Annotated in this window: 18 protein-coding genes; all 18 read right to left on the bottom strand. The window is 39.3% G+C overall.

Annotation, left to right across the window (positions count from 1 at the left end; all coding sequences use genetic code 11):
* Positions 1–45: 45 nt before the first annotated feature.
* Positions 46–804, bottom strand: coding sequence for a hypothetical protein (locus tag C2M25_RS17640; protein WP_105181747.1), 759 nt, complete (start codon positions 802–804; stop codon positions 46–48).
* A 44-nt stretch (positions 805–848) separates the two neighbouring features.
* Complete coding sequence (locus C2M25_RS17635) at positions 849–1115, bottom strand: hypothetical protein (protein WP_105181746.1); 267 nt, start codon at positions 1113–1115, stop codon at positions 849–851.
* A gap of 23 nt (positions 1116–1138) precedes the next feature.
* Positions 1139–1714 (bottom strand): hypothetical protein, encoded by a 576-nt coding sequence (locus C2M25_RS17630; protein ID WP_105181745.1) that lies wholly within the window; start codon positions 1712–1714, stop codon positions 1139–1141.
* A 1-nt stretch (position 1715) separates the two neighbouring features.
* Positions 1716–2474, bottom strand: a complete 759-nt coding sequence (locus tag C2M25_RS17625; protein WP_105181744.1) for a hypothetical protein — start codon at positions 2472–2474, stop codon at positions 1716–1718.
* A gap of 128 nt (positions 2475–2602) precedes the next feature.
* Positions 2603–3139, bottom strand: a complete 537-nt coding sequence (locus tag C2M25_RS17620; protein ID WP_158679743.1) for a hypothetical protein — start codon at positions 3137–3139, stop codon at positions 2603–2605.
* 160 nt (positions 3140–3299) lie between these two features.
* Complete coding sequence (locus tag C2M25_RS17615; protein WP_105181742.1) at positions 3300–3560, bottom strand: hypothetical protein; 261 nt, start codon at positions 3558–3560, stop codon at positions 3300–3302.
* Positions 3557–7786: an RHS repeat-associated core domain-containing protein gene (locus C2M25_RS17610; RefSeq protein WP_105181741.1), complete on the bottom strand. Its 4230-nt coding sequence runs from the start codon at positions 7784–7786 to the stop codon at positions 3557–3559. Before C2M25_RS17610 ends, C2M25_RS17615 begins: the two co-directional genes overlap by 4 nt.
* Entirely contained in the window at positions 7786–8136 is a 351-nt protein-coding gene (locus C2M25_RS17605) for a hypothetical protein (protein ID WP_105181740.1), read from the bottom strand. Before C2M25_RS17605 ends, C2M25_RS17610 begins: the two co-directional genes overlap by 1 nt.
* Positions 8127–8627 carry a hypothetical protein gene (locus tag C2M25_RS17600; RefSeq protein WP_105181739.1) on the bottom strand — a complete coding sequence of 167 codons (501 nt, stop codon included), beginning with the start codon at positions 8625–8627 and terminating at the stop codon, positions 8127–8129. Before C2M25_RS17600 ends, C2M25_RS17605 begins: the two co-directional genes overlap by 10 nt.
* A 2-nt stretch (positions 8628–8629) precedes the next feature.
* A complete protein-coding gene (locus C2M25_RS17595) occupies positions 8630–9619 on the bottom strand; it encodes a hypothetical protein (protein WP_105181738.1) in 990 nt (329 codons plus the stop codon).
* A 1-nt stretch (position 9620) separates the two neighbouring features.
* Positions 9621–9911, bottom strand: a complete 291-nt coding sequence (locus tag C2M25_RS17590; RefSeq protein WP_105181737.1) for a PAAR domain-containing protein — start codon at positions 9909–9911, stop codon at positions 9621–9623.
* A gap of 20 nt (positions 9912–9931) precedes the next feature.
* On the bottom strand, positions 9932–10288 hold the full coding sequence (locus C2M25_RS17585) for a hypothetical protein (RefSeq protein ID WP_105181736.1): 357 nt from the start codon (positions 10286–10288) through the stop codon (positions 9932–9934).
* A gap of 1 nt (position 10289) precedes the next feature.
* Positions 10290–12143, bottom strand: coding sequence for a type VI secretion system Vgr family protein (locus C2M25_RS17580; RefSeq protein WP_105181735.1), 1854 nt, complete (start codon positions 12141–12143; stop codon positions 10290–10292).
* A gap of 71 nt (positions 12144–12214) precedes the next feature.
* Positions 12215–12694, bottom strand: coding sequence for an Hcp family type VI secretion system effector (locus C2M25_RS17575; RefSeq protein WP_105181734.1), 480 nt, complete (start codon positions 12692–12694; stop codon positions 12215–12217).
* 224 nt (positions 12695–12918) lie between these two features.
* A complete protein-coding gene (gene tssH / locus C2M25_RS17570) occupies positions 12919–15522 on the bottom strand; it encodes a type VI secretion system ATPase TssH (protein WP_105181733.1) in 2604 nt (867 codons plus the stop codon).
* 19 nt (positions 15523–15541) lie between these two features.
* Complete coding sequence (gene tssG / locus C2M25_RS17565; RefSeq protein ID WP_105181732.1) at positions 15542–16522, bottom strand: type VI secretion system baseplate subunit TssG; 981 nt, start codon at positions 16520–16522, stop codon at positions 15542–15544.
* Complete coding sequence (gene tssF, locus C2M25_RS17560) at positions 16519–18345, bottom strand: type VI secretion system baseplate subunit TssF (protein ID WP_105181731.1); 1827 nt, start codon at positions 18343–18345, stop codon at positions 16519–16521. The genes tssG and tssF overlap by 4 nt, the downstream gene beginning before the upstream one ends.
* The gene (tssE, locus tag C2M25_RS17555; RefSeq protein ID WP_105181921.1) at positions 18342–18827 is read right to left on the bottom strand and encodes a type VI secretion system baseplate subunit TssE; all 486 of its coding nucleotides are present in this window, start codon (positions 18825–18827) and stop codon (positions 18342–18344) included. The genes tssF and tssE overlap by 4 nt, the downstream gene beginning before the upstream one ends.
* Position 18828: the final 1 nt, after the last annotated feature.

The raw sequence follows: 18828 nt of genomic DNA, 5'->3' as shown, positions 1-18828 counted from the left end.
GTACAAATAATAACTAAAAAACAACCTCCCTTGCAAGGTTAAAAATCAAACTTCAGCAGTAAAAAATATTACACGTATAATTTTTACGATAATAGCCACCCCAACTCCCATTGATAATATATATACATAAAAGAAAGCAATCGCTCCGTCAGAGGGGTCATTTATTTTATTAATTTCCATATACATAGAGCAAAAAATAAAAAATATGGCGATATTTATAAACAAGCCAAGAATAAAACTGCCATCAACGAGTGGTGATATACCGATTAACGCTGCCGCAAGTATCAAAAAAGTACCAGATAATGCTGGCTTTAATTGAAAGCGAAACTCGAGTACTTTAAGTAAAAATGTAAAAACCATTAAACCTAAATAGTAAAATGAAGGCCAAAATAGCTGATAAAACGGCTCAACTTGCTGATCAGCATCAGCAATTGTTGGCTGAACTTCTGGTGAGCCTGTAAATAATGAAATTAAACAATATATAACGCCAAAAATAAGCAGCCACGACGTCAAAAAACGCAAAGTTAAGATGAGATCCAATGGCCTTTTGCCCTTTGATTCTAAAGTTTTAGCAAGTGTTAAACCTAATAGTGTGACGCCAGTTAACATACCAACTGCGAACCAAAACTGCTCCATGTAAAAATAAGCAACACTAGGTGTGATACCCAAAAGACCAAAGTTAAATAGCATGACAGTCGAATCTTGCGAGTCTTCATTAAGATCAACTTCTTTTGCAAATAACGCAAAGTAAACAAACAATGGCTGTAATAGCAGCATTAAAATGCACGCATTCATTAATGACATAAACCATCCTTGTACTTTGTTTACCTAAACTAAGATTTTGTAAATTACTGATTAATTCTATGAAAATAAGGTTTAAGCTTTAAAAGCCCTGACTCAAGTTCAAACTTTTGAATATTTGGATTGGTAGATTTAAGGCCATTGACAAAATGGCTGTGGATCATCGTAGCCATCCCATCAAAACCCGCTGGCGCACAGTCCACCAAGTCTTTTAATAAAGGTTGAATAAGAACCTGATGTTCTTCGATTAAGTCCGGTTTGTTATAAACATCGGTGACTAGTTGGGTGAGTGTTTGTTGATATTGTTGTTCCATACTGTTTTATAGCTCCCTGTTATTTAATTTGTTATGGCGCTTTGTGCAGCAAGTTCAAGTAACTCTGCGGCGCGCTCTTTGTGATAGGTAATCTTCGTGTTTTCATAAACATACTGGGCATGTTCATTCATTGCAGCCCACCTCTGTTGGGCCTTATATAAATATGCCAACTCCAAGTGTGCAGCAGTTATTAAAGAGTTCGGCCGCTCGATATCTAATTTGATAAGCTCTTTATAAAGTGACATGGCATAATTTATGTCTTGTTCCACAAACGTACCAGTCCTGTATAACCATGCAAATATTGAGTATGCTTGGGGTTCTTTTTCTTCCATTCTTTTTTTGGCTTCAGCAATCAAACGAGAGCCATTTCCAGTATGCATACTTAATGTTACTAAGGAATCCCAGTGTCCCAGCTCAATCGCTTTCTCACACCAAAGCTCTAGTTTTTCGGGTGCATTAATCAAACTTTTATGGCACTGCTCTGCGGCTACTTTTCCCGTTAAGTTAGGATCATTAATATCTATTGAGTTATCCCACCTTGGACCTGCAGCATATAAGAGAGGCGAAAATATACACAGTAAAAAAAGAATTCTGAACATACTATTTCTCAAGCAGCATTTTTTCGGGAAGATGTACCGTATAAGAAGGAAAAGGAGAAGGTATGAAAGATCCCTTTCTTGAAAAGTAAACTTTTCTTAAAGATTCATCAGCATTAGACTGGCCTTCACAAACACCATTATTAGAGCAGGCTACTCCACCAATATACTCTATAAGACTAATGCTACTAACATTTAAACTTAGCATTATTGAATCGATACCAATATGTTTATTACCTGCATTAAATGCATGATATCGATGCATAAATGCAACAATCCGAGTATTTTGATTTCGTTTTAATTCAGCATTAAAAATATTCGCCCACATTTGATTTCTTTGGATATGGGAATCCATACAGATACTGTTATCAGCTTGCACCCAGTTACAGCGTCCATCTATTTCATCCATCATTTCAGCTGACATATCTAAAGGAACAATTTTCATCCCTAATGAGTTGGCCGCTCTCACTAATTCACTGTAGCCAGTACTCGCAGCATTATTCCAGTTCCAGTCTTCCTGGAAATGTTTCTTTATGGCATCAAACCCCTTTCCAGTGCGCTGATAGAACTCGATTTTATCTTTAATGTATAAAGGCAGCATTTCCATTGCAAAGTGAGTAAAGCCTGCAGTTTTTAGTTGTTTGAGTGCCTTAATTGCCTCATATTTATACGATAGTGGATTGTGACTAGACTCTGCAATTAACACCAAACGGGCATTTCCCGCCATTGTTTTATAGTTAACATCCGTGTTTATTTCACTCATAGTATTTCCCTATCCATTAATTAAAGCTCTTCAGTGAGCTCTTTGTTATCAAACAATAAGTTAGTTCCATCACTCCTTTCGAGTGACTTAGTTGTGTTTATTACAGCTAGCATCAATCCAGCCGCTGGCTATTCCCCAACCTCTAAACGGTGACACTCAAGTGGAGAAAAATCTGTATTTTCAATCTTAATTGAACAATTCATATTAACTACATTCTGACTCAACAAAGAGAGTTCTAAGTCAAATGTCAGAGTTTGTGAATTAACATTTAGATTGTAGATATCTAAAAATGTTAACTTTTTAAAATCATGTGTCACTTTTAACGCTTCATCATACACGTTACAAATATTCTTTCGTTTGATAAGCGCATTACTACCCGCTTCTAAAATCTCTAGTCTTAAACAAGGGAAGTCGCTATCAGGATGAAATTTAAGCCAACGAAACAAATTGTCATTGACCCTTTCTACATTCATCTCAATAACATCAAGGCTGACATACGTTTTGTCATCAATACTTAAAGCGTCGGTACAAGAAAAAGTAAAAATCAAACAAACACTAATAAGTAGCTGTTTCATCATAAACCTAAAACGTCCATATTTTTTAAGTATGTTGCTAAAATATAAATTTAAAATAGCCATCAATGTTGTTATTGATGCCCTGGTCAAGAATGACCCTTTGACTCTTTAATGGTAATTCTTTATGTCAACCAAACTGGCTTGAAATTTTTAGCTACTGCTACAAAACACAGTGTTCATTTTTCTCTATAAAAACCTAGTTTTAATTCAATTAATTGCAAAAATAAGGAATTTTAGTATTTTTACTCCTTCAGTTGTTTTTTGCAGGTGGACCATTTGAAGTTACCACCGGTGAAATTTCACGTCCTTCATATAAAGAGGGCTCTTTTTTAAATTTCTTAATTAACTTCTCAAGTTCTGTTTGATTATCATGTACTAAAGAAATCTCATCAGAATTCAGCCTAATAGAAACCCCGGACTCAAGCGGCCCTCCCGACAGATATGTTACATACCAAACATTGTCATAGACATATAAACTATAAGAATAAGGTTTTTGAAATACTACACTCATATTTTTTCCTTAGCATTTTTAGTGGAGTTAACTGCTTCAACAATACTCAATTCTTTATATGAGCCTTCAGGGACTGCATCTATGACAGCTTCATCATGGCCTGTTGGTAATTTTCCTCCAGGTAGCCACAGTTCATTAGCTCCATCTTCTCGACCTGTTGGAATGCGAACGTTATGTTTGTTGGGATCCAATATTTCTATGATAACCATTTCATTTTTTTGCCAGTCACCTGCAGGAATACCAAGCTCTGCTTCTATTAATGTCATGTCACCATTGCTTCGAACAAGAATACCATCCATCTGAGTTTTAGTCATAACAAATTGCCCATCAGGGCGACCAACCACACTGCGACCGAATTCATCTAACGCCCACTTAGGAGTAAAATATGCAGCTCCTTCAGTAAATTTTGCTTCGTGAGCGTCTATATATGATTGAGGTAAGTAATCTGAAACATCCGGTCGTAGTTTGTTTTCTAATGTGCGAACATATTTCATTAATTGATACGACGTGGCAGCTTCTGAACTATTTGCAAAATGCCCTTTAGTATTTTTCTGAAACGTATTCCAAGTATTTTCTTTACAACTAAGTCCAAACGGATCTACCCAATTAACTGGATTCGGCGCATATTGATAATGGTTTATACCACCCATTAAACCAATGGGGTCTTGGTTTATAAAGCGTTGTTGTTTGGGGCTGTAATAGCGGTAGCGGTTGTAGTGTAGGCCGCTTTCTTCATCAAAATATTGCCCTTGGAAACGTATTGGCTGAGTGAAGCTGTTTTCTTTATTAAAGTCAGCACCGGCTTCTGGTTCTTCATAGCCGTACACATCAGCATGGTTTTGCCATACAACTTCTGCATTGTTGTTTGTAACAAAACGTGGGGTGTTTAGTTGGTCTAGGTGGTAATAATACAGCTCACCTTGCTTAATCAGTGCGACCGGGTGAAATTGATTGGGTAGGTTGATGTACCAGGTATACTCGCCGTGCTGGTATTCACCTATTAGCTGGTCGTTATCCCAAATATAATCAATCTTGCCATGCTCAGTCTGCTTAGCAATACGACGACCCAATGGGTCGTAGTCGTAATGTGTTAGCGTGCCATTGTTGTTAAAGCTGCTTAATTGGTTGAACGCATTGTATTCACGGTGCGTTTTTATACCTTTGCCCGTTTCACGAACTTGGTTACCACAGTCATCGTATTCAAAATCGCTATCGCCAAAATGGGTTAACCTGTCAGCATCGACTTGGCTATATGTAACAGCATCATTAGCTTCTTGTTTATTGACTGCTTCATCATGCTGCACTTGAGTTTGGCTAATCGGGTTACCAAAGCTGTCCCACTGAAATTGCTTGGCTTTTTCTGGCGCTTGTGAACCCGACTTTGCATCAGCTAGATTTTGCTGAACTAATTGTCCAAGGCTATTGTATTCAAACTGTGTATTTTGGCAGCTAATGCCTTGTTCTTCACGCGCAATAAGTTGATTAACCCCATCATATTGATAATCACAGCTATCAAATAATGTGTGCTCTGGATGCGATAGTTGCTGCTGCGTTAAACACCCAAAAACATCAAACGTCTGATTAAGAATGGCCTTATTACCGAAACGCTGAGTTTTGATATTATTTTGGCTGTCGTAGCCAAGCTCGACGAGTTTTGCTAACTCACCATCCGCTCGCTTTACCTGTATAGTACTTAACTGGCCAAAACTATTGTAGTTATAATAAAGGGTTGTTGAGTCTGGCAAGGTAAGAGACTGTCGTCTGCCATAGTCATCGTAGCTGTATGCAAGTTTATGAGTTTGAGACTGGTTGTGAATTTGCTCAACACTGAGTAGTCGCCCGCCTTTATCAAACGACTGTTTAATCGTTGATTGCTCATTGTGAGCACGTGCTATTTTGCCCTCTGTCGTATAACTGTAGTGGTTAGCGTTATTAACTATGTGTTTATTTGTGGCTAGACTTGCGTGCTGCGAAATAACGCGGCCTAGCTTATCACGCTTAATATTCACATGGCGTTTGTCGCTTTGCGTGACAGCCACTAAGCGATTACATGCGTCGTACTTAAATTGCTGCTCAGTACCATCAAAACCCGTGATTTGTGTTGGGTTTTCGTTTGCATCGTAATTAATGCGATAAATATGGCCGTCACTACGCTCGATTGCGGTTAAATTTCGCTCTTTATCATACGTTAAATGCAGTGCACTGCCATCTGGCTGGATCACGCAGTGAGGTTGGCTTAGTCCCTCAAAGTGCTGCTCTGTGGTATCACCATTACCGTTTTTCGAACGAACTAATCGACCAGCATCATCATAAGAAAAAAGCTGTTGTTGTTTGTTATCAGGGTTACTTTGCTCAAACGCGTTTGTTTCAACTAGTTGCCCTTGCTCATTATATTTATATTGAGTAAGCAGACCGGCTTGGTTAATGGTTGCGTTTACACGACCGAGGTTATCGTAGCTGTAACGAATGAGCTCATCATTGTGCCGCTTTGCGAGTAGCTCACCTTGTTCATTCCATGTGTATTTTAATACATGACCGTTTGGCGTGACATGCTGGGTCAAATTACCTTGTTTGTCGTAACTGTAAAGTGCTATTCGCCCATCTGCTTGGGTTTCACTTTGTAGTAACCCTGAGGCACTGTATTGGCGTTTAATCTTCTCGCCATTTGGCAAAATAACAACGACTTGTTGACCAAGTTGGTTATAGCCAAATTGAGTGCGGTTACCATCAGCTTGGGTGACTGATTCAAGTTGGCCGTATTCAGTATAGGTATAAAGCGTTTGATGACCTAAGGCGTCTGTTTGCGCTACTTTTTGTCCAAGCGAATTGTAATCATAGCGTGTGATATTACCGTTGGCATCAGTGTGTTCAATCAGCTTACCTTGCTCATTGTGCACAAAGTGCTCTTGGTTGCCGCGTGAATCTATACTGGTTGTTTTATTGCCATGATACTCGAACTGATAGCAATAGGTGTTGTCATCACCCCACTGTTTAATACATTTGGCATCATAACCATATGAGTCCCACTCAAAGTGATGACTAAAACCGCTTGCTCTAGTTCGCTTTATTAATAAATTTGCAGCGTTATACTCATAACGCTCTTGTTCAGCAAATTGGTTTGTTGCCGCCACTAAGTTTGACTGTTCATCATACTCATAACTGGCTAACGGCTGATCTAAAAGAACTAATTTTCCTTGTTCATTAGTACGATAAGCGTGCACCGTTTTGAGGAAACCGTGCTTATTATATTTCAGTACACAGCCGCGTACTTTGTTTACTTCAATACGGTGTAAACGCTCCATTGAATCATAATAAAAACGGGTGCTTTGACCTTTTTCATTGATGATTTTTTCGATCAACCATGCTGATCCACCCGGCATAAACGTCAGGTGTTTATCATCTGGTGTTACTAATACTTGCTTGCCATTTTCTTTATAATGAAGCACCAAGTTACTACTTAGCTGATAACTCGATTGCCCCGGCTTCACTTTTTCAAACTTATGAGTCGCACCATGTTCGTCTTGATACTCGAGCCAGTAGGTGCCCTTTTTCTTTGGGCCCACTTTCGGCGGTGGTAGGTAATGCTCGGTTAATTGCACTAAATAATCGTGACGCCAGCCATTACCCAGTATTGTTTTTTGATTACAGTGAGACGAACGATATAACCGACGCCACGTTAAAGGCCTATTTGCGGCTAATGAGAAGTCAGTTAAAGGAAGAATTTCTTCGCCTGTTAGCATCGAAACCGGGTCTGAACGGCATTCTTGTTCTGTTATAGGCGTTTCACTTGCGGTTGTGTTACTGGCACTGCCCTTATTGCTAGCAGGAGCTTGTGTTGCTTTTTTGGCATTACTTGGCACAGCCGAAGACGCCGAACTGCTACTTTGCGATGAGCGAGTATTATCACTGACTTGAATGGTGCTTTTTACTTGCTGCTGGTAGCACGTAATGACACCTGAGGTTAAGGCTTTTATCAAAGCCGATGCAGTTTCGCGCGCTGTTGCTTGCCTTGGACAATTAATACCAGCAACATTTAACAATTGAATAAGATCTAATCGTTTAGCAGCATCGCCACTTAATACCGCGCCAACCTCTGCTACAAATTTGTAGGCACTATCCGGCGTATTCGTTGCGACAGCAATAAAACCACTGGGGGCTGGCTGTTTAGCTAACACGAGGCAGATGGGATAACGTGTTCCCTGTAACACAACTGCTTTACTATCCATTAGTTGCACATTTCCTTACTTATCCATAAGTATGACGCGACGGCTTGGTACTTGTTGTACTCTTGCGAAATTATTAACGCCTGCCCAAAACGCTCAGCATAAAGTGAGCTATTTGTCAGGCTTGCGAGGTTTACAACCCCTTCTATTGCTCCCATTTTGCCTAATTTATAATTAGGAAGTTGGAACAACGTTTGTTCATTAATTTTTTTACTTAAAACAGGTAAATAACTTACCCAATCATCACTTTCTAGGCCATTACCTGGGGCAAACACTAAATCTATTTTTTGTTCATTTAGCGATAAAATACGTTCAAGCTCTGCATGTATAGGCTGATGCTTTGCTATATCCACAGAAGAACACATGCTCGAGATTGCAACGCCCAACCTACCTGAGTAAATTCAACATATGCCTTACAAGCCGCTATCCCTAAATATTCAAAGCCGTTATGCTTTGAGGCTTTAAACACACCATCAATTGCTACCACATCAAAAGCACTAAAATTTTGCTCTTTAGCTAATGCAATCGCACTGTGTATAGCGTTTGCGCCTTCAAAAATCATCTGTTCGACAGCAATGCCATAACGCTGTTGAAGGCTGTTTATAAATAGTGTTTTATGATCAGTTTGAAAAGGCAGCGCCGGTAATAACCAAATTAATGGTTGCTGCACGTCTGACTCTTTCAATACTGACTTTGCTTTTACAATACAGTCATAAATAAAGGCATCAAATGAATGCCAGTTTTGCACTTGCTCATGACCCGAGCTCCCCTCTAGTACTAATACTTCTGGGGCTACTTCATAAGGTGTATCAAACTGCTGTATTGAAATTTTAAATGCACTCAATGCTAACTCGCTTGACTATTTCGACAGTCATATTTAAGCGCATTTAAAATTGTAATCACCTGCCAACTAAAAAAATCAACACCCTGCAGGCTTGCTACACTGACAGGCCTATTCATCGCAAAGCCATAAACAAGAGTTTGATCATTAAAATTGATCTTTTGCTCTGGCCAACTCAATGCAAATTGGCGCTGAAAATCAACAGCGGCTTGCTTACAATCGCCAGCCTGAATTTGAGTATCAAATGCAACTAATTCATCGAGCTGACTACCTAAGCAGCGTTTAATACCAGCAACAAGATTCTTGGCCGACCTCACTTCAGTCAACAGCGCAACAGCCATGGGGACATATTTTGTTGCCCCAGTTTGCAACAGCACCACAATAGCTTGCTCTCGAGTAAACTGTTGGCTCACATAGTTGCAAACAAAATTCATTCTCTGCGGGTCTAGCAATAATAGGTACACAGACATTAACGGTGAATTAATCATCGCAGCCTTTTCAAATGCGTTTACTGTTTCTTGCATTTCAGGCATGTCTGGGAGCTGTTTTACAGCACGTTTTATTGCTTTATAAATAATCGCCTGTGTATCTGAATTACCGTACACATTTGCCCAATTCAAAAAGTCGCTATTGGCGGACCCACTTTTTGTTAAGCTTTTCTCCAAAAGCTTATGTTTTAAAAGCGTAAACTCATGTCGGTTTAATAACCCCAAAAACCTCTGCTTTTGAGAGTTCGACATTAATAGCAGCGCAACCAAGCACGCTTCAGCAATGTCATCTAATAACGTTTCTTGCTGCTTTAACGTCTCAATTTCTTCAATAGTGCGTAGCACCATTTCAAACTGTACATTGCTAGCACCCTGATATGCTTGTACTTTTAATGCTAACTGCTGACGAACTTGAGCGATAAACCCAATGCTATAAAACGCACTTTGCTGCATCACATTTAAATTTGAAAGAGCTGCTTTATGCTCATTTAAAATCAGTGATAACACCTTATCCACCAATTAAAACTGTTGGGTTACCTAAAACAATTTTACCGCCATGAGAAGTACTGTCTCCCATTCGAGCAGCGGGTTTTCCGTTTATTTTGACTGTACCCGAACCGCTATTAATACTATCTGGCGGGCCTATACAAACAAGCATGTCACCTTGTCTTGCGGCAGGCATATTGCCTATTAATACATTGGCAGAACCAGCCACAATGGGTCCACCTACGTGAGGTACCTGTGCTGTGACTTTTGGACAAACATGCATATGCCCTAACGTTGAAGCGGGTTTTCCCATAATGCCTTCCTTGTTTTTGGCTATTCGTTTAAAGGAATAACTTGTAACTTATTTGTGCACACGAGTTTTGCTAACTCCTGCGCTATTTCGTCGTACGAAAGATCATTTATAATTGAACTTGTTTGTGTGGCGTATTGGTAAATATGCGACAACACATTGCTACTATTGAGTACAGGGTGAAGGTTTATAAAAAATTGCTCAGCAAAATAACCATCAAGGCTCTTAAAATAATCTATTGGCAAGTTCAAAAACGGATCATCAGGGCGGTTTACACAAAGACACACCAAATGAGGAAGCCCATAACGGCAATAAACGGTAAAGCCATTACTTGCTGCGCCATGCACGACACCTGGTTGAAACGTATTATGTAATTCCATGCTAGTTCAACTTGATCATGCCAGCAGAAAGGGTAATTGCACTCCCATCAACCTTTACGTTACTGCCTTTAATATTGATATTTGTGCCTTCGATAGAAATATTACCGCTACTACTCATAGTAATTTTTGCCGATCCGGTCTTAATAACGATTTCTTTCCCCGCTTCTATATTGAGTGATTTACCCACTTTCAGCGTGTCATTTTCACCAATATCAACCGTGCGATTCACTTTTACTTTGGCATCATCGTTGTTGCCCACTTCAAGAAAACGATCATTATCAATTTTTTCTTTTTGATCATTTTTTACATACAGCTGCTTATCTTTTTCTGCTTGCATGTAAACAAGCTCACTGCCTTTTTTATCTTCAAAACGCAGTTCATTAAAATTATCTGCACCACCCTCTTTTGTTGAGCGTGTTTTGATACCGCTTTGTGTTTTATCTGCAGGTAATGCATAAGGAGGCATTAAATCAGCGTTGTATACTGCACCGCTAATGATTGGCTGATCAGGATCGCCATTAATAAAGTCGACTAACACCTCTTGCCCTACTCGAGGAAAGAAAAATGCGCCCCACTTTTTACCGGCCCAGTTTTGCGCAACCCTGATCCAACATGAACTTTGCGAGTCTTTTTTACCTTCTCGGTCCCAATCGAACTGCACTTTCACACGTCCGTATTGATCAACCATAATTTCATCTGCGCTGTCGCCCGTCACTATGGCTGTTTGCACACCATGAATAACAGGCTTGCGCATGCTATGCGCTGCTCGATATGGCACATCTTTTGGTACACATTCAAAGTGATTGGTAAATACTTCTTGCGCGCCAGATTGCTGAGCACCCGATTGATTTGGCACCGTAATAGACGTTAGTAAAGATGTGATAGCAAATGTTTTACCTTCTAGGCGCGGGTCTTCATGTTTTTTAAAGCTAAATAATTTACCCACCGAGAATGAACGGCAATCACTTCTACCGCTACTTAACTTCATATTACGCTGTAATGATTCAAGTTGTACGGCTGCTAAACCTGCAGCTCTTGGATGGGTTTCGGCTTCAGCGGTATATTCAAAAATTTCAGCAACTGACTGGGTCGGTAAATCTGCTTTTTTGTGATCGCCATCTGGGTATCTGGGTGGTTGTTTAAAATCATAGCCAATACGCTTGTAGCTGCCAGGCGCTATGCTTAAACCACCTTGCCATTTATTAATGTGGGACTCACTGAGGTGACCAGAAGTAAACTCTACTTTTGCTTCTGCGCACTCTTCGTAAGCTGTTATATCATCAGCGAGTACGAGCGTATGGGCACTGTTACTATGCTCGAAAAAATAAAAAATACCTTCTTGCTGAAATAAGCGTTGAATAAAGTCAAAATCTGACTCTTGGTACTGAACACAATACTCGTACTTGGGATACGTTTTAGTTGTATTATCTTTAAAAGCGACACTGTGTTGACCAAACAAATCGGCAAAAATATCTTTTATTGTTTTCTTTTGGAAGATCCGACTGTTTTTGCGGTTTCGCATTGATGCTGCGAAAGGAACAATAGTGGCGTGGTAATCTATATAATTTTTTTGCTCATCAATATCAGCAGTGCGGCTACCATTAGAGACTAATTGGCTAACTATGCCATGAAAATAACGCTCACCAGCGCTATCGGCATTCTTTACTTTAATAGAAACAGGTTTTCCCACCAGATCTTCATGCGCTATTTGTGTGCCTATAGTGAACATATTCACTGACATCACAAACAAATCAGACATAGACTCTTGCACCACCAGCCGAGTTAAGTAAAGCGTATCTTTACCTGCTGGGGTGTTAATCTGAATTACATTGTTATCTTGTGTTGCTTTTTGCATTCCATGCTTCCTATTCCTAAAGATCAAAAAAGCTCTGAGCAAAACTCAGAGCTATTAGGTACTGCAAAAAATTACATTTGCTGACCTTTAACACCGCTGTAACCATAAACAAGTGGTGCAGTGATGTTATTTTTGTCGTCAGTAGGAGTAACAGTCATCATCATTTCTGTGTAGCTGATAGTGATTGTTTCAACTGGACGGTCATTTTGAACAGATACCGAGTAGCTAGAAATCATTGCATCTGTAAGTTCGATTTTCATGATTTCTTCAACTTTATCACCTTGCTTAGTGATGTGGAAAACAGCCGGTAGGCCTTTACCAATTGTCGCTTCTTTGAAAAGGTCTGGAGACGCTTTATCTTGAAGTTTAGTGATAGTTACATCACCTAAGCGAGTTGAGCTAGATTCACGGTCCATTGCTGTACCAGTGTGCGCTGAAATTTCACGACTAACGTTCCAATCTAATGATAAAACTGTGATTAAATCTTTAAAAGACTCAGCAGTAGTTTCACCTTTAATTGAACCGTATTTTAAATATGTATTTGATTGCATTTGATAATGCTCCTTTTAATTTATAAATAATATCCATTACATTGGATCATTTACTTTTGGTTTCCCAAAATTCCTTTGAAATCATTATCTCTAACTGCGCAACGAAAAGGTCTTCAATATCCTTTCCCTAGACGAAGACAATGTCTCAATGTTCCATCAACTAATGAAGACGGACAAATTATAATCCGACTCCAAAAAAGAAACAAGAAACTAATTTAAATATATTAATTTATATTAACAACAAATGAATCATCATTTAAATTTAATGATATACTATTGATTTTACTACCACTAACAAGACTACCAAGTAAAGATTCAGATAATAATGGCAAGACATTATTTTGCAATAATGCGTGAATATTTCTTGCACCCGAACCAGAGTCATTACAGTTGTTAACTATATAATCTACAACAAGATCTGAATATAAAAAATCAGATTTGTAATTTTTGTTAACTCTATTTTTTATTTTACTTAATTGCAGTTTTGTAATTTCTGCAAGAGTTTCTTTATTTAGTGGCAAATATGGTATGACATTGATGCGGCCGAGGAATGCTGCTTTAAATACTTCAAGTAAATCACTTTGAATAGCCTTTTGCAGACCCTGAACGCTTGGCGCTGTTTCTTCGTCTTCAAATAAGCTCATTGTTGTATCAGTACCCACATTCGAGGTCATAATGATAATCGTGTTTTTGAAGTCGATATCTCTACCTTCTCCATCTTTAATTGTGCCTTTGTCAAACACTTGGTAAAAGATGTCATGTACACCTGGGTGCGCTTTTTCAATTTCATCTAGCAAAATAACACTGTATGGCTTACGTCTGATCGCCTCTGTTAATACGCCACCCTCGCCGTAGCCTACATAACCAGGAGGTGATCCAAGTAGTAACGATACTTTATGCTCTTCTTTGTATTCTGACATGTTGATGATTGTGATGTTTTCTTCACTGCCATACACTTCATTCGCTAATGCAAGTGCCGTCTCTGTTTTACCAACACCACTTGGACCCGCTAGCATAAAAATTCCATTCGGGCGGCTTTCGTCAGCTAATTGCGCTTTAGATGTCTGTACAACTTTTGCAATTAACTCCAACGCATGATCTTGGCCAACAACACGCTCTTTCATTGTGCTTGCTAAATTAAGAACACTCTTCACATCATCTTCATGCATCTTGCCAACAGGGATACCAGTCCAGTCAGAAATAACTTGCGCAATTAACTCATCATCAACCTGCCAATGCACCATGTTCGAATCATATTTGGCTAAGCTTTCTTTGCATTGTTGAAGCTTTTCAATTTCTGCACTTGGCTGTTCTGTTTCATCATTCAAGCCAGTGATAACTTCTTTTACATCTTTAATAAGTGACATTTCATTTTCGAATTGCGACTTCAATGGTGCAAGCTGCTCAGTAATTTGCTGACACTTATTTGTTAAACTCTCAAGCACCTCACTGTGATTTAATCCTGTGCGTTGCTCACGAGTTAACATATTAATTTGCGACTCTATTTCTGAGCGTTCATTTTCAAGCGTTTCGATTGAATTAGGTGTTGATGCTTGGCTCATTGCAACCCGAGCGCAGGCTGTATCAAGTAAACCAACAGCTTTATCAGGAAGTTGTCTGCCGGTAATGTAGCGGTGTGATAAATGCACTGCGCTTTCTAGCGCTTGCTCGGAAATGAACACATTATGGTGTTTTTCCATAACAGGCACTAAACCACGTAACATCGCAATTGCTTTTTCTGGTGTAGGCTCTTCCACTTTAACGACTTGGAATCGGCGAGCCAATGCTGCGTCTTTTTCAAAGAACTTTTTATATTCAGCCCATGTTGTGGCTGCAATTGTTCTGAGTTCGCCGCGAGCTAGCGCCGGTTTTAAAAGATTTGCAGCATCATTTTGACCAGCTTGGCCACCACTACCGATCATTGTGTGCGCTTCATCGATAAATAAAATTACAGGATTCGGGGTGCTCTTAATTTCCGATATTAAAGACTTTAGCCTATTTTCGAATTCACCTTTCATACCGGCGCCGGCCTGTAATAAAGCGAGATCTAGGGTGTGAATTTTTACATTTTTTAGAACATCTGGAACACTGCCTTGAGCAATTCTTAGCGCTAACCCTTCAACAACTGCGGTCTTACCTACCCCAGCTTCACCAGTTAGAATGGGGTTATTTTGTCTACGTCGAGTAAGAATATCGACCATTTGTCTAATTTCAAAATCACGCCCCAAAATTGGATCTATTTTTCCTGCTTTAGCCTGAGCTGTTAGATCAACTGTAAATTGATCTAAACTCGGCGTTTTAGAACTTGTAGATACCGATTTTTCAGCCTGACTATTTGCCACAGGGCTTTGTTCTTGTGACTTTGCGACCATTTCAGGCCAAGCATGCAATAATTGTCCTGCTTCTATCTTATTAAACTCTTTACTACAACGACTCACTAAACTTGCTAAAGTGTCATCTTTTACCAGCGTGTAAATTAAGTAAGCACTACGAATTTGTGTATCTGTAAAATCAATGCTCGTACTAAGCCACGTTTGCTTGAGCAAACTGGTCACATGCATCGATAAACTCGGTGATGAGTTACAACCCGTTTTGTGCATTTCTAAAGACTTATTCAAATCATTTTTTAACGAGTCTCTATCAATATCGTAAGCGCTCAAAATAATTCGAAAATCATCAAGTTGTTGCTCAAGCATCGCTAGTAACCAATGCTCTAATTCAACAGTGAAGTGACTTCGGCTATTACAAATTGCAACAGCCTGTTCAAGACTCTTTTTGCACTCTGGGCTTAGTTTTTCTACGAGTGTATTTAGCGTCATTGTAGACATAATATTTCCTTGTATTTATTTATCCTTTGAACGAAAGTTCAGAGACTTTGCCATTTTGAGCAGCGTTTTCGGGTAACAGAAAACTATTACAGCCTAATTGACATCGTTCTTTTAATAGTTGCATTGCACCAAGCTTATAAAAGTTTGCTTTTACTATCAGTGCATGCTGAATTTGATTACCAACAAAATCACCCACAATTTGATGGGCTAAATTCCAGAGTTCTTGCTGTGGTAGAAGACGGGCTGTTTGGTGCTCATTTTTGGGCTCGATAATAACTTCGATCTTTGTTGATATATCCCAAACTTGCTTGCCTGCAATCGCATCAATACCAAGCCTTGCATGTTGACCTGCAAAGCCCCCACTATTAATGCGCGTTTGCTCAGATTGCTTTAACGGCTGCCATTGGCCTACAAATTGGTTTATGCTGACATCACAGTCTAAATAGAAAGTTAAAATATTTCGCAGATCAGCAATATTTCGTGTTTTTCGACTGAAAAGACCACTGAAATAAAGCTGATGAGGGGCATTGCCCCCACTCAAAAGTGCCAAAATTTTTGTGTGGTTATCTTGATGGCTATTAGCAAAATTAAGTGCGGGTTTATACTTTTTCCAAGCTCGGTAGTACAACGAAATCAAACGATGATTAAACATATCGTAGAAATCTCTCATTGTACTGTCTTTATAACGCAATCGCTGCATCACCAGTTCACTATAAAAATGTGGCAAAGCACCAGAGCAACCGGTCATCCCCATAAATGATATTTCCATATCAAACTGAGTGATCCCTGCAACGTTTTTAGCAGGTTTTAATTTAGTTATCGCATTACCCGCAAAGCCAAATTTTTGTGTTGAACTAAACTTGATCAGCTCTAGTTTTGGCTGACAATCATAACCAACTTTTCGGTATTGCTGGGCCGCACTCGACAACTGAGACTCGATCACAAACACGGCTTTGTAAAAATCTATTTCTGTCGCGTTCTCGAGCAATTGTGCAATCATAGTAGCACTCCGGAACCTACTCTAGCTGGCCACTGATGATAAACTCGATCTTGTTCTTTTAACTTGAGACTTAAGCGTGTAAAGCTATTAATTGATGCAAATTGCGAGAAAAAACAATCAAGAACTGAAGCAAAAAAGAACACCCCACTACCAGCGTAATCATCATTTGCAAACGTAATTTCAATGTCAGTTCCTGCTGCAAAAGCAACTCGACCGTTTTGCACGACACGTGCAGTTGCAGGTTCAATTTTGACGCTATAGATGTTATCAATCATCCCTTTTGATTGGGGTGTTGCTTTAAAATCATATAGCCTCAATGTTTCTTTTAATTTCTCTGCACTTTGCTCACCACTAAATGAATCAAGAGTCAGGTGATTGATCAATTGCCAGCGAGTATTACTGCCAAGCACAGGTCTTACCGCATGAGTTGGTGCAACTAAACACCTAATTTTTTTTATTACATCGCCACGCTTTGGCAATGTAAAACCAAGTTCATCATCACCAAATGGCAAACTAGCTGGTAGATTACGATTACTGCATTGAGCCCGCGCTGTTACCACCGTATTTCCCTCACTGAGAGCTAGCGCACTATTTTCGAAGCCACCATTTACTAATGATAAATAGGTTTCGGTTCCCGCCTCAGCATAGCCACCAGCCCAAAGTGCAGTTTCTCGTCGAGTATGCCAATAGAGATCTTTATGCTCTTGATATTTAGGGTGTGTTTGCGCATAAAAAGGCGTCACTATCTGTTTATTCCCCTTATGGTCAAATGCAACCACCTCTTCAAGGCTAATAACTTCAGATATTTCAGAGTCGATATAGCGTGGTGCGAGTTTATACTCATATTCGCTTAGCTCTGGGCGGATCGGTTCAAGTTCTTGTTCATATAAATTTATGATTGGCGTGCAACCCAGCAATAACATGTCTTTATCTACTTGCTTCTCCAACTCGCTAGACTCAACATCTAAATAAAAATAAAGTGTTGTTGCACTGGCATTGCGAGGGAGTACCGAGCGAATATTTTGTAACTCAAAGAACTTAAACTTTTCAGGGAAAATAAAGTTTTCGACTAATAGCCTATATGCTGATGATGAGCGCATTGAGTAAGGAACAACAGCTTCATGCTCCTCAAATCCAACTGATTTTAAATGAGTTTTCGAGAGGTAATGCACTCCCTCATCACCATTGTCTACTGCTATTCCGATGCAATGTTTAAACAAGAGTTCATATACTTTGAGCGCATAATGCCATTGTCCATGAATATAAATTTTTAGATCATTTAGCTCTGTTTCATGCAATGAAACGCCATCATACTCACCTGTCAGTTGTAACTTAAATATCGCTTTAGCAGGTTCATTAAACTTTGGTTTAGGCGCAATAAAAGGACTGTTATCAAACTGGGCAGCTGTTATCTCTACGGGCCACAAATTGGTATCAAAACAGCTTTGAAATTTACACTGTTTCATTCCTTCTACATTGGTTTCAAGCTCACTCCCGCGAGGAATAATAACCCCTGTCGTTGATAAGTTTTCTGACTCTAACTTTACAATTGATAATGAAGGGATAGGCGCTTGGTAGTCTGGATAGAGTTGACCTAAAAGCGCATCCGTTAACTCAGGAAAGCTATCATCAAGTTTTTGCCTAATGTTGGCAGTTAAAAATGCAAATGATTCGACTAACCTTGAAACATGGGGATCTTCTATCACTTCGTCTGTAAGTTTTAACCTGCCTGCTACTTTTGGGTATTTTTCTGCAAAGTCTTTCCCAAGGTGGCGCACATACGCTAATTCACGATTGTAATATTTTAATAATTCATCATTCATAGTGAAGACTCATAGATTTTCATACCTAAACTAACTGGCTCAACTTCAGAGTTAAAACTGATGTATTCAGGCTCTGGATCGGCATATAACAAGGCATTAATTCTTAGGTTTAATACTCGGTTAAGAGGGAGTTCTTCATCAACTAATACTTCAACTTCAATAAACCTAGGCTCAAATCGTAAAATGGCATCTCTAACTTTTTCACACAACGCAGCTCGCCCTTCATGCGAACTTACAACCATGCTCGAAAAATCAGGCAATCCATATGATAAACATGATGTTGCAAGCTCACTGTATTGACTTGGCCATGTATGCCACTGGATCCGAGCATTTAGCAACGCCTCGATATCTCGTCTTACATAACTTTTTAAAAGTGATAAGCTGATACCATCCGTTCGCTGTGGCGAATCCTGTACTTCTGGCTCGTCATCTATCAAACGATCTAAAATTGATGCTTTGAGCGGCTGCTTGCTTGCAATCATG

The sequence above is a fragment of the Pseudoalteromonas sp. T1lg21 genome, assembly GCF_002964625.1.
Classification (GTDB): domain Bacteria; phylum Pseudomonadota; class Gammaproteobacteria; order Enterobacterales; family Alteromonadaceae; genus Pseudoalteromonas; species Pseudoalteromonas gelatinilytica.
This window is presented reverse-complemented; position numbering and strand designations above follow the sequence as displayed.